Raw genomic sequence first — 11,622 nt, forward strand, 5'->3', positions numbered from 1 at the left:
TCCTGCTTCCATGAGTGAACCCATCATCTCCGCTGTCGAGACCGTCCTCGACAACGGCAAGTTCGGCAAGCGCACGGTCAAGTTCGAGACCGGTCTGCTCGCCCGTCAGGCCGCCGGCTCCGTCACGGCCTACCTCGACGACGAGACCATGCTGCTCTCGGCGACGACCGCGGGCAAGACGCCCAAGGACCACTTCGACTTCTTCCCCCTGACGATCGACGTCGAGGAGCGGATGTACGCCGTGGGCCAGATCCCCGGCTCCTTCTTCCGGTCCGAGGGTCGCCCGGGCGAGGACGCGATCCTCACCTGCCGCCTCATCGACCGCCCGCTGCGCCCGACCTTCAAGAAGGGCCTGCGCAACGAGGTCCAGGTCGTCATCACCGTCATGGCGCTCGACCCCGACATGCCCTACGACGTGCTGGCCATCAACGCCGCGTCGCTGTCGACCCAGCTCTCCGGCCTGCCGTTCTCCGGCCCCGTCGGCGGCGTCCGCGTGGCCCTGATCGACGGCCAGTGGGTCGCGTTCCCCAGCCACTCGCAGCTCGAGTCGGCCGTCTTCGACATGGTCGTCGCGGGTCGCGTCACCGAGACCGGTGACGTCGCCATCATGATGGTCGAGGCCGAGGCCCCCGAGGACACCATCGCCCTCGTCCAGGGCGGTGCCCAGGCGCCGACCGAGGAGGTCGTGGCCGGTGGCCTCGACGCCGCCAAGCCCTTCATCAAGCAGCTCGTCGAGGCGCAGGCCCAGCTTGCGGCCGAGGCCGCCAAGCCGGTCCAGGACTTCCCCGTCTTCCTCGACTACGAGGACGACGTCTACGCCGCCGTCGAGGCCGCCGCGAAGGACGACACCGCCGCCGCGATGACCATCGCCGACAAGCAGGAGCGCGAGCTCAAGGTCGACGAGATCAAGGCCGCGCTGGTCGAGAAGCTCTCCGGCCAGTTCGAGGGTCGCGAGAAGGAGATCGGCGCGGCGTTCCGCTCGCTCAACAAGGCGCTGGTCCGCCAGCGCGTGCTGCGCGACAAGATCCGCATCGACGGCCGCGGCCTGGCCGACATCCGTCCGCTGCACTCCGAGGTCAACGTGATCCCGCGGGTCCACGGCTCGGCGCTGTTCGAGCGTGGCGAGACCCAGATCCTGGGCGTCACCACCCTCAACATGCTCAAGCTCGAGCAGCAGCTCGACACGCTGTCGCCGGAGAAGCACCGCCGCTACATGCACAAGTACGTCTTCCCGCCGTTCTCCACCGGCGAGACCGGTCGCGTGGGCTCGCCCAAGCGCCGCGAGGTCGGCCACGGTGCGCTCGCGCGCCGCGCGATCCTGCCCGTGCTGCCGTCGCGCGAGGAGTTCCCCTACGCCATCCGCCAGCTCTCCGAGGCCATGGGCTCCAACGGCTCCACCTCGATGGGCTCGGTCTGCGCCTCGACCCTGTCGCTGCTGCAGGCCGGTGTGCCGCTGAAGGCCTCCGTCGCCGGCATCGCGATGGGCCTCATCTCCGACGAGGTCGACGGCGAGACCCAGTACGTCGCGCTGACCGACATCCTCGGCGCCGAGGACGCGTTCGGCGACATGGACTTCAAGGTCGCCGGCACGCGCGAGTTCGTCACGGCCCTCCAGCTCGACACCAAGCTCGACGGCATTCCCGCCGAGGTGCTGGCCTCCGCCCTCAACCAGGCCCGCGACGCGCGCCTGGCGATCCTCGACGTGATGGCCGAGGCCATCGACGCCCCGGAGGAGATGTCGGTGCACGCGCCGCGCATCATCACCGTCCGCGTGCCCGTCGACAAGATCGGCGAGGTGATCGGTCCCAAGGGCAAGGTCATCAACCAGATCCAGGACGACACGGGCGCGACGCTGTCCATCGAGGACGACGGCACGGTCTACATCGGTGCGACCAACGGCGAGGCGGCCGAGGCCGCCAAGGCCGCGGTCAACGCGATCGCCAACCCGACGATGCCCGAGGTGGGCGAGCGCTACCTCGGCACCGTGGTCAAGACGACCAACTTCGGTGCCTTCGTCTCGCTCATGCCCGGCAAGGACGGCCTGCTCCACATCAGCAAGCTCCGCGCCCTGGCCGGTGGCAAGCGCGTGGAGGCCGTCGAGGACGTGCTGGCTGTGGGCCAGAAGGTCCAGGTCTCGATCGCCGAGATCGACGACCGCGGCAAGCTCTCGCTGGTCCCCGTCGTCGACGAGGCGGAGGGCGACTCCGAGGAGTCGGCCGACGCCCCCGAGACCGTCGACGCCGAGTGACCTGACGCTCCTGCTCCACCCACGACCGGTCGGCCGTCTGGCCGGCCGGTCGTGGCGCTTCACCCCTGCTCCACCCTCTTCACCCCTGCTCCGCCCCGGAAGGACCCCTGTGCAGAAGAACGGCACCACCCGCACCCTCCACACCGTGAAGGACGCCGACGGCGCGGTCACCTCGCGCGTGCGACGCACGGTCCTGCCCAGCGGCCTGCGCGTCGTCACCGAGCAGATGGCCGGCACCCGGTCCGCGAGCATCGGCGTGTGGGTCGCGGTCGGCTCGCGCGACGAGACGCCCGCGCTGCACGGCTGCTCGCACTTCCTCGAGCACCTGCTCTTCAAGGGCACCCCCGAGCGCACGGCGATGGACATCTCCGTGGCGCTCGACGCGGTCGGCGGCGAGTTCAACGCCTTCACGACCAAGGAGTACACGGTCTTCCACGCGCGGGTCCTCGACGAGGACCTCGGCACCGCGGTCGACGTGCTCGGTGACATGGTCACCGCCTCGACCATCACCGCGGCCGACGTCGAGGCCGAGCGCGACGTCATCCTCGACGAGATCGCCATGCACGACGACGACCCGGACGACGTGGTGCACAACCTCTTCGCCCACCAGGCGTGGGGCGACACGCCGCTCGGTCGCCCGATCGCCGGCACCGACGCCTCGATCACCGCGATGACCCGCGCCCAGATCCAGCGCTTCTACCGGCGCCACTACCGCCCCGACAACATGGTGGTGTCCGTCGCCGGCAACCTCGACCACACCACCGTCGTACGCCAGGTGCGGCAGGCGTTCGGTCGCGGCGGCTTCCTCGACGGCGTCGCCGCCCCGACCCCCTCGACGCAGTCCGAGCGCGCCCGCAAGGTGAACCCCGGCGAGGCGCGCACCATCCGCCCGCAGGAGCAGGTCAACCTCGTCCTCGGGGTCAAGGGGATGACCCGCACCGACCCCCGCCGCTACACCCTCGGCGTGCTCAACACCGCCCTCGGCGGCGGCACCTCGTCGCGGATGTTCCAGGAGGTGCGCGAGCTGCGCGGCCTGGCCTACTCCGTCTACTCCTTCGCGAGCCACCACGCCGACGCGGGTGTCGTCGGCGTCTCGGTCGGCTGCCTGCCGGGCAAGTACGCCGCCGTGCTGGAGACTGTGCGCAACGAGCTGGCCAAGGTCGCGGCCGAGGGCCTGACCGACGAGGAGGTCGAGCGCGGCAAGGGCCAGCTCAAGGGCGGCCTCGTGCTCGGCCTGGAGGACTCCGGCTCGCGGATGTCGCGCATCGGCAAGGCCGAGCTCGTCCACGACGAGCTGCTCACGATCGACGAGGTCGTCGACCGGATCGAGGCCGTCACCGCCGAGGACGTCGCGACGCTCGCCCGCGAGCTCTTCACCCAGCCTGAGCTGCTCGCGGTCGTGGGGCCCACGAAGTCCTGACCGGTCCGGGCCGGCTCAGCGCTTGGCGATGATCCCGATGACCGGGGGAGCCTTCTGCTCCACGACGCTGACCCGGAAGCCGCCGCGGAGGAGGTTCTCGGAGGCCTTCTTCACGATGTTGGGCACCAGCTCGGGGCGGGCGGCCTCGTAGAACAGGTAGACCGCGCCCCCGGGGACGACGCGCTCGTGGAGGAGGGCGACCTCGTCGTCGCAGGGGCGCACCCAGAACAGGTTGACGTTGAACGCGAAGACCTTGTTCAGACGCTTGACCGGGACGCGGAGCGTGGCGAGGTCGATCTGGCGTACGACGAGCCGGCCGGCGTCGACGTACTTCTGGTTGCGGCGCTTGGTGCGGTCCACGCCCGACTCGGATCGGTCGATCGCGAACAGCTTGCCGGTCTCCAGCTTGGCGCAGATCGCCTCGGCGCCGGCGCCGGGACCGCAGCCGATCTCGAGGACCTGGTCGGCCGGTTGGACGTCCATGAGGTCGACGGCCCACTTGATGCGCGGCGGGATGGTCGAAGCAGGCATGGCCCACAGCCTGCCAGACGGCTGTTCGCGAGTCAGCCACCGCCACACACCGATACGCACCGGCCGATACGGTTGACCGCGTGAGCACAGGAGACGACGCACAGGTCCGGGCACAGATCCGGGTGGGCGTGCTGGGCGCCCGCGGCAAGGTCGGCTCGGAGGTCTGCCGGGCCGTCGAGAGGGCCCCCGACGCCGAGCTGGTGGCCTCGGTCGACGCCGGCGACGACCTCGAGGAGCTCGCGCGGGCAGGCGCCGAGGTGGTCGTGGACTTCACCCACCCCGACGTGGTGATGGACAACCTGCGCTTCTGCGTCGAGCACGGCATCCACGCCGTCGTCGGCACGACCGGCTTCGACCAGCCCCGGCTCGACCAGCTCGAGGCCTGGCTCGCCGACGCGCCGGGTGTCGGCGTGCTGATCGCCCCGAACTTCTCCATCGGCGCGATCCTGATGATGCGCTTCGCCGCGCAGGCCGCCCCGTTCTTCGAGTCGGTCGAGGTCGTCGAGCTGCACCACCCCGACAAGGCCGACGCCCCGTCCGGCACCGCGCGGCGCACGGCAGAGCTGATCGCGGCCGCCCGCCGCGATGCCGGCAGCGCCCCGATGCCCGACGCGACGTCCACCGGTCTCGAGGGCGCACGTGGCGCCGACGTCGACGGTGTCCGCGTGCACGGCCTGCGCGTCCGCGGCCTCGTGGCGCACCAGGAGGTCATCCTCGGGACGGCGGGGGAGACCCTTACGATCCGCCACGACTCGCTCGACCGGGTCTCGTTCACGCCCGGCGTGCTCGCGGGCATCCGCGCGATCGGCGACCACCCGGGCCTCACCGTCGGTCTGGACGCCTTCCTCGACCTCGACTGAGGCCCGGACCGGAGCACCCTTCCCGGAGCGCCGCCGGGCGTAACCCGCCATCGCGGCCGCTCGTTGGTGAGGATGTCGGGCCCACTCGGGTGCCCGGCTCACCTCTCGGAAGGCTCCATCCATGCGCAGAACCGCAGGACTCGCCGCGCTCGCCGTCGCCGCCGCCACCGCGGCGGCGCTGCCGCTGACCACCGCCTCGACCGCGCAGGGCGCGCCCGCCGTGGTCCGCGCAGACGTCGTGTCCGACGCCCTCGCCGCGCTGCAGCGTCACCCGGGCGCGGCGCGCAGCACCGCCGGCCAGGCCTTCGTCGCCGGCACCACCCTCGTCGACCCGGACGGCAGCACGCACGTGCGGTTCGACCGCACCCTGGACGGTCTCCGCGTGGTCGGCGGTGACCTCGTCGTCCACCGTGACGCCTCCGGCGGCTGGGACGGCGTCAGCCAGACGGTGGCCGCGCCGCTGACCGTCGGCACCGACGCCTCGATCGCGAAGTCCGCGGCCACGCGGACCGTGCTGGCCCGCAGCGCCCGGACCGCCGCTGTCCGCGGCGACGATCGCGCTGAGGCGCGTGAGCTCGTCGTCGACGCCGCCCGGGCCACGCCGCGCCTGGCGTGGGAGGTCGTGACCGGCGGCACCCAGGCCGACGGCACCCCCTCGCGCCTGGCGACGTACGTTGACGCACGCACCGGCATGGTGATCCGGAGCGAGGAGCAGGTCGTCAACGTCGACGGCCAGGGTCAGACGCTCTACAGCGGCACGGTCCCGCTGCAGGTCAGCGGGTCGGGGACGGCGTACACGCTCAAGGACGCCACGCGCGGCGGCACCTACACGACCGACATGAAGAACGCCGAGGACTCGATCTTCTGCCAGGTCTTCGGTGCCGGGTGCTCGACGGGGACGACGTTCACCTCGACGTCGACCACCTTCGGCAACGGCCAGACCAGCAACCGGGCGAGCGCCGGCGCCGACGCGCAGTACGGCTCCGACGTCACCTGGGACTACTTCAAGGCGGTGCACGGGCGCAACGGCATCTGGAACGACGGCCGCGGGTCCTACAACCGGGTCCACTACGGCAACGGCTACGTCAACGCGTTCTGGGACGGCAGCAAGATGACGTACGGCGACGGCGACGGCGTCGACTTCGGGCCGCTGGTCTCGCTCGACGTCGCTGGCCACGAGATGACCCACGGCGTGACCGAGAACTCCGCGAACCTGACCTACTCCGGCGAGTCCGGTGGCCTCAACGAGGCGACCTCGGACATCTTCGGCACCCTCGTCGAGTTCCACGCGGCGAACGCCAACGACCCGGCGGACTACCTCATCGGCGAGGAGTTCGACCTCAAGGAGCACGTCGGGTTCCGCCGGATGGACCGCCCGTCGTCCGACGGCAGCTCGCTCGACTGCTGGAGCAGCACCGCCAAAGACGTCGACGTGCACTACTCGTCCGGCATCGGCAACCACTTCTTCTACCTGCTCGCCGAGGGCAGCGGCACGAAGACGATCGGCGGCGTGAGCCACAGCTCGACGACCTGCAACGGCTCGTCGGTCACCGGCATCGGCCGGGATGCCGCAGCGTCGATCTGGTACCGCGCGCTGGCGGTCTACATGACCTCCGGCACCACGTACGCCGGTGCGCGCACCGCGACGCTCGATGCGGCGCGGGACCTGTACGGCGCCGGCTCGGCCCAGCACAACGCTGTGGCCGCGGCCTGGAGCGCCGTCTCGGTCGGCTGACCACCCCAGCCGACCCTCATGGGGAGTGGGGGCGTCAGACGAGGCGAGCCACGGCCGCCACGACCGACGCCCCCACGACCACGACGAGGAACGGCATGCGGAGCAGCAGGGCCACCACGGCGAAGGCGAGGCCCAGCGCGCGCGCGTCGAGCACCAGCTCGGGACCTGTCGAGAAGACCTGGACAGCGACCAACGCCGACAGCAGCGCGACGGGGATCAGGTCGGCGACCCGCTCGACCGTCGGGTGCGCGAGCACCCGCTCCGGAAGCGACAGCCCGGCCAGCTTGAGCAGGTAGCAGCCGACACCGGCCAGCAGCACCGCGGTCCACATCAGTGGTGCCTCCCTGCCACGTCGTCGGGGCCGGGGACCTCGGTGGGGTCCTGCCGCTTGCCGAGCACCCCGACGAGCAGGGCCACTCCGCCTGCGGCCAGGACCGGTACGCCGGCTGGGGTCACGGGCACCGCCGCGAGCGCGACGGCCGCGGCGAGGACGCCGACGAGGATGTTGCGGCGGTCACGGAGCCGGGGCCACAGGAGGGCGAGGAACGCGGCGCCCACGGCGGCGTCGAGGCCGAACGTGCGGGGGTCGCCGACTGCCTCGCCGGCGACCGCCCCGACGGCGGTCGCGAGGTTCCACAGGACGAAGACCGAGACCCCGGTGGTGAGGAATCCCAGGCGGGTTCCCTCGGTGGTGTCGCGAGTCACCCCCATGGCCGTCGACTCGTCGATCAGCACGTGGGCGGCCGCCACGCGTCGCCAGCCGCGCCAGCGCAGCAGCGGCGCCATCCGCAGGCCGTAGAGGGTGTTGCGGGTGCCGAGGAGCAGCGCCGTCGCCGCGCCCGACACCGGGGCGCCTCCCGCGGCCACGACACCGACGAGGGCGAACTGGCTGGCGCCGGTGAACATCAGCAGCGACAGCACGCACGTCTGGGCGATGCTCAGGCCGGAGGCGACCGACACGGCGCCGAAGCCGAAGCCGTACGCCCCGGTGGCCACGCCGACCGCCAGGCTGTCGCGGACGATCGCCGACCGCTCAGCGGGACTGAGGGCGGCATCGGACACGCCCCGAGGCTAGGTCATCTGCCGGGCCGACTCGGAGCCCGTCCGGGACCCGCAGCTCAGTGGCGACGGCGTACGCGGGCGGCGCGGCCCTGCTGCTGGTGGAAGTCGTGGACGAGCACGAACGCCGCGGCGGCCCCCGCTGCGGCGCCGGCGACCAGCCCCACCCGCAGGTTGAGCGGGAGCTCCGGCACGGCGCCGAACCAGAGGCCGATGCCGACGCAGACGACGAGCGCGGCGAGGACGAGCACGTACCTGTGCAGAGCGGGAAGCGGACCTAGCATCTGGACCCCCGTGGTGGACCGGCGAGTGACCGGTCACTCCATGGTGACGGGCGTCACGCGAAAAGCAAGTGTCGCAGGGGTGAATTACCCCGAACGGGTCACGCCGCGAGGGACGAGGTCAGGCGATCGCCGTGTGGAGGCGTACCTGCTTGACGGTGGTCTCGCCGGTCCCGTCGAGATCGAGCTCGCGGTGGGCCGTGTCCGGTGCCCAGCCGGCGTCGGTGAGGAACGTCCGCAGCGCGTCGTCGCCGGCGTTGACCCAGGTGACGGCGCGGGTGAAGCGGTCGGCGGCAAGGGTGTCGACGGCCGCCTGGAGCAGCCGCGAGCCGTGGCCCTTCGCCCGCTCCGAGGGGTCGAGGGTCACCTCGGCCAGCTCGCCGTCGGCGACCGGGTCGCAGTCGGGGTCGGCGGCAGCCGAGGTCAGGGCGAAGCCCACCACCCGGTTGCGCTCGAGGGCGACGAGCACCCGGTTGCGCGCGTCGGCCGGGCGCGCGAGCAGCTGGCGCCACTGCTCGGCGACGGCGTCGACGTCGGTCGGCAGCACCTCGGCCGGAAGGAGGCCGGCGTAGAGCTCCGGCCACGCCCGTACCTGCACGGCGGCGATCGCAGGCGCGTCGTCGGCCCAGGCGATCCGCACGGACACGTCGGCACTGGGTCCCCCGCCTGCGGGGGAGTGGTCGTGCGACATCAGCGCGGGCTCATCGATAGGTCTCGGGGAGCTTCTCGCCGATCTTGACCTGCGCCTTGGGCAGGCGGAGGAACTTCATCTGCAGCGAGCGCATCGCGGCGTAGAGCGTGGTGCCCTTGGTCGGCTCGTCCGGGAACCGGCGGGCGAGCTCGCGCCGGAGCCGGAACCGGAGCATCACGATGTCGAAGACGATCACCAGCAGTGTGGTGAAGAGGACCGTGTTGCCGAGCTGGACCATCGTCGAGCTGCCGGAGTAGCCCAGCACCATCGACACGATCAGCAGCGGGACCATCAGCTCGATGAACGAGAAGCGCGAGTCGACGAAGTCGCGGATGAAGCGGCGTACGGGACCGCGGTCGCGGGCCGGCAGGAACTTCTCGTCGCCGGTCTTCATGGCCTGGCGCATCTTGCGGGACGTGTCGCCACGGGCGGCGCGCTGGGCGGCGGCCTGCTCCTTGCGCGTGCGGGGCACCTTCGCGCGGGCCCGGGCCGCAGCCTCGGCCTCCTTGCGCGTCGGCGTGGGTCGACCCTTGCCACCCGCCTTCAGGTCGGTGGTGGGGGTCTCCGGCTCGGAGTTGGTACGACGAAACACGCGTGCTGCCTTCACATGGCTACGAGAGGAACGGATGGACGGATCGGACGGTGGGACCAGCCTATCGCCGCGACCCGCCGGGCGCGGCGTCGCGGGATGCCCTACCTCCGCCTTGGGTTTGGTTCTAGGGTGAGATGGACATCCAGTCGTCCCAGCCACCACCCCCGCATGACCAAGAGAGGGTCTCCACCCCGATGAGTCTCATGAAGCGCATCAGCCTGATCTTCCGTTCCAAGGCCAACAAGGCCCTGGACAAGGCGGAGGACCCCCGCGAGACCCTCGACTACAGCTACCAGCGGCAGCTCGAGCTCCTCTCCAAGGTCCGCCGCGGTGTCGCCGACGTGGCCACCAGCCGCAAGCGCGTCGAGCTCCAGGTCAACCAGCTCGAGCAGCAGGCGGCCAAGCTACAGGGACAGGCCGAGAAGGCCATCGGTGCCGGTCGTGAGGACCTGGCCCGCGAGGCGCTGACCCGCAAGTCGGGGCTCGCGTCGCAGATCACCGCCCTCAAGGAGCAGCAGGCGACGCTCCAGGGCGAGGAGGAGAAGCTGGTCCTGGCCCAGCAGCGGCTGCAGGCCAAGGTCGAGGCCTTCCGCACCCGCAAGGAGACCATCAAGGCCACCTACACCGCAGCCGAGGCCCAGACGCGCATCGGCGAGGCGATGTCGGGAATCGGCGAGGAGATGGGCGACGTCGGCCTCGCCATCCAGCGTGCCGAGGACAAGACCGCCCAGATGCAGGCGCGCGGCCAGGCCATCGACGAGCTGATCGCCTCCGGCGCCCTCGACGACGCCTCCCAGCTCAACGCCGGCGACGACATCACGCGTGAGCTCGACGCCCTGAGCTCCGGCTCCGACGTCGAGGCCGAGCTCGCGCGGCTCAAGGCTGCGAGCTCGCCGCAGGCCATCGAGTCCTCCGAGACGGGCGGCGACATCCTCGCCGAGGAGCCCGAGACCGTGCGCGCCGAGGGCGAGAGCAACGAGGGCGGACGCGCATGATCGTTCGCATCCTCGGCGAGGGTCAGTACGACCTCGACGACCACGCGCTCGACGCCCTCAACGGCCTCGACAACCAGATCGAGCAGGCCGTCGACTCGGGCGACGAGGCGATGTTCCGCACCGCCCTGCACGGCCTGCTGTCCGCCGTCCGCGCGAGTGGCTCGCACCACCAGCTCGACTCGCTCGACGAGTCCGACCTGATCCTGCCGCCGCCGGACGCGACCATCGACGAGGTCCGTGAGCTCTTGGGCGACGACGGCCTCATCCCTGGCTGAGGCCGCCCGACTCGTGGCCACCTCCCGCTTCATCAAGGACTCCGGGCTGACCGCCCGGATGACCCTCACCATGTTCCTGCTCGGGGCGCTGTTCGTGGGCCTCGTCTCGCTGGTCATCGCGTACGTCAACAGCGCCGGCGGGGCCGTCGCGGTCGCTGCCATCGCGATCGGCATCGCGTTCTGGCAGTGGTGGAGCTCCGACAAGGTCGCGATGCGGGCGATGCGCGCCCGTGAGGTGAGCCCGGAGGAGGCGCCCGAGCTGCACGGCATGATCGACCGGCTCTGCGCGCTCGCCGACATGCCCAAGCCGCGGGTCGGTGTCTCCGACCTGCCCGTGGCCAACGCGTTCGCGACCGGTCGCTCGCCCGACCGTGCGGTGGTCTGCGTGACGACCGGCATCCTCCAGAGGCTCGATGCCGAGGAGCTCGAGGCGGTCCTGGCCCACGAGCTGAGCCACGTCGCCCACCGCGACGTGCTGGTGATGACGATCGCGTCGTCGGCCGGCATCGCGGCGGGCCTGCTGATGCGCTTCACGCAGTTCGGCGGCATGGGCCGCTCGCGCGGCAACAACAACAGCGCCCTGCCGGTCGCCCTGGTGGTGCTGCTCGTCAGCCTGGCCGTGTACGCCGTCAGCTTCGTGATGCTGCGCGTCCTCTCGCGCTACCGCGAGCTCTGCGCCGATCGGTCGGGGGCCTACCTGACGATGAAGCCGGCCGCGCTCGCCTCGGCCCTGCAGAAGATCAGCGGCGAGTCGGCCGCGGCCACCCCGACGAAGGACCTGCGCACCGCCAACTCGGCGAGCGCGCTGTGCATCGTCCCCGCGTTCGCAGGTGGCCTGAGCGGCCTGATGGCCACCCACCCACCCCTCCAGCAACGGCTCGAGCAGCTCGCCCGGATCCAGGCCGAGCTGAGCCGGCCCAACGGCTGAGGGGACG

13 protein-coding genes are annotated in these 11,622 nt (G+C 71.5%); 7 read left to right on the plus strand and 6 right to left on the minus strand.

Going from position 1 to position 11,622, the window contains the following annotated elements:
- Positions 1 to 10 precede the first annotated feature (10 nt).
- Entirely contained in the window at positions 11 to 2,248 is a 2,238-nt protein-coding gene (locus JOD65_RS11050; RefSeq protein ID WP_191196802.1) for a polyribonucleotide nucleotidyltransferase, read from the plus strand.
- A 109-nt stretch (positions 2,249 to 2,357) separates the two neighbouring features.
- Positions 2,358 to 3,668, plus strand: a complete 1,311-nt coding sequence (locus tag JOD65_RS11055) for a M16 family metallopeptidase (RefSeq protein ID WP_307821085.1) — start codon at positions 2,358 to 2,360, stop codon at positions 3,666 to 3,668.
- Between the two features lie 15 nt (positions 3,669 to 3,683).
- Here JOD65_RS11055 and JOD65_RS11060 read toward each other — a convergent pair whose 3' ends face one another.
- Entirely contained in the window at positions 3,684 to 4,199 is a 516-nt protein-coding gene (locus JOD65_RS11060) for a class I SAM-dependent methyltransferase (protein ID WP_191196803.1), read from the minus strand.
- A 116-nt stretch (positions 4,200 to 4,315) separates the two neighbouring features.
- On the opposite strand from JOD65_RS11060, the gene dapB reads away from it, so the two are divergent.
- Complete coding sequence (dapB, locus tag JOD65_RS11065) at positions 4,316 to 5,059, plus strand: 4-hydroxy-tetrahydrodipicolinate reductase (protein ID WP_191197052.1); 744 nt, start codon at positions 4,316 to 4,318, stop codon at positions 5,057 to 5,059.
- A gap of 121 nt (positions 5,060 to 5,180) precedes the next feature.
- Positions 5,181 to 6,794, plus strand: coding sequence for a M4 family metallopeptidase (locus JOD65_RS11070; protein WP_191196804.1), 1,614 nt, complete (start codon positions 5,181 to 5,183; stop codon positions 6,792 to 6,794).
- A gap of 34 nt (positions 6,795 to 6,828) precedes the next feature.
- Here JOD65_RS11070 and JOD65_RS11075 read toward each other — a convergent pair whose 3' ends face one another.
- The 5 genes from JOD65_RS11075 to JOD65_RS11095 all read right to left on the minus strand — a co-directional run bounded on the left by JOD65_RS11075 (position 6,829) and on the right by JOD65_RS11095 (position 9,417).
- Entirely contained in the window at positions 6,829 to 7,125 is a 297-nt protein-coding gene (locus tag JOD65_RS11075) for an AzlD domain-containing protein (protein ID WP_191196805.1), read from the minus strand.
- On the minus strand, positions 7,125 to 7,856 hold the full coding sequence (locus JOD65_RS11080) for an AzlC family ABC transporter permease (protein WP_191196806.1): 732 nt from the start codon (positions 7,854 to 7,856) through the stop codon (positions 7,125 to 7,127). Before JOD65_RS11080 ends, JOD65_RS11075 begins: the two co-directional genes overlap by 1 nt.
- Positions 7,857 to 7,912: 56 nt before the next feature.
- Positions 7,913 to 8,137, minus strand: a complete 225-nt coding sequence (locus JOD65_RS11085; protein ID WP_191196807.1) for a hypothetical protein — start codon at positions 8,135 to 8,137, stop codon at positions 7,913 to 7,915.
- A 118-nt stretch (positions 8,138 to 8,255) separates the two neighbouring features.
- Complete coding sequence (locus tag JOD65_RS11090; RefSeq protein WP_307821089.1) at positions 8,256 to 8,780, minus strand: GNAT family N-acetyltransferase; 525 nt, start codon at positions 8,778 to 8,780, stop codon at positions 8,256 to 8,258.
- A gap of 55 nt (positions 8,781 to 8,835) precedes the next feature.
- Entirely contained in the window at positions 8,836 to 9,417 is a 582-nt protein-coding gene (locus JOD65_RS11095; protein ID WP_191196809.1) for a DUF3043 domain-containing protein, read from the minus strand.
- A gap of 194 nt (positions 9,418 to 9,611) precedes the next feature.
- On the opposite strand from JOD65_RS11095, the gene JOD65_RS11100 reads away from it, so the two are divergent.
- Genes JOD65_RS11100 through htpX form a run of 3 tightly spaced genes read left to right on the plus strand, consistent with a single transcriptional unit; the run spans position 9,612 to position 11,615 of the window.
- Entirely contained in the window at positions 9,612 to 10,412 is an 801-nt protein-coding gene (locus tag JOD65_RS11100; RefSeq protein WP_204811114.1) for a PspA/IM30 family protein, read from the plus strand.
- Positions 10,409 to 10,687: a PspA-associated protein PspAA gene (gene pspAA, locus JOD65_RS11105; protein ID WP_191196810.1), complete on the plus strand. Its 279-nt coding sequence runs from the start codon at positions 10,409 to 10,411 to the stop codon at positions 10,685 to 10,687. The genes JOD65_RS11100 and pspAA overlap by 4 nt, the downstream gene beginning before the upstream one ends.
- 13 nt (positions 10,688 to 10,700) lie before the next feature.
- Positions 10,701 to 11,615, plus strand: a complete 915-nt coding sequence (gene htpX / locus JOD65_RS11110; protein ID WP_191196811.1) for a zinc metalloprotease HtpX — start codon at positions 10,701 to 10,703, stop codon at positions 11,613 to 11,615.
- Positions 11,616 to 11,622 lie beyond the last annotated feature (7 nt).

Origin of the sequence: Nocardioides cavernae (genome assembly GCF_016907475.1) — a bacterium.
In the GTDB taxonomy this organism is placed as follows: Bacteria; Actinomycetota; Actinomycetes; order Propionibacteriales; family Nocardioidaceae; genus Nocardioides; species Nocardioides cavernae.

Bases quoted from the DNA above. Each gene is read 5' to 3' on its own strand.
- JOD65_RS11070 (WP_191196804.1), top strand. From the start codon at position 5,181: ATGCGCAGAACCGCAGGACTCGCCGCGCTCGCCGTCGCCGCCGCCACC.
- JOD65_RS11050 (WP_191196802.1), top strand. From the start codon at position 11: ATGAGTGAACCCATCATCTCCGCTGTCGAGACCGTCCTCGACAACGGC.
- JOD65_RS11075 (WP_191196805.1), bottom strand. From the start codon at position 7,125: ATGTGGACCGCGGTGCTGCTGGCCGGTGTCGGCTGCTACCTGCTCAAG.
- JOD65_RS11100 (WP_204811114.1), top strand. From the start codon at position 9,612: ATGAGTCTCATGAAGCGCATCAGCCTGATCTTCCGTTCCAAGGCCAAC.
- pspAA (WP_191196810.1), top strand. From the start codon at position 10,409: ATGATCGTTCGCATCCTCGGCGAGGGTCAGTACGACCTCGACGACCAC.
- JOD65_RS11085 (WP_191196807.1), bottom strand. From the start codon at position 8,137: ATGCTAGGTCCGCTTCCCGCTCTGCACAGGTACGTGCTCGTCCTCGCC.
- JOD65_RS11060 (WP_191196803.1), bottom strand. From the start codon at position 4,199: ATGCCTGCTTCGACCATCCCGCCGCGCATCAAGTGGGCCGTCGACCTC.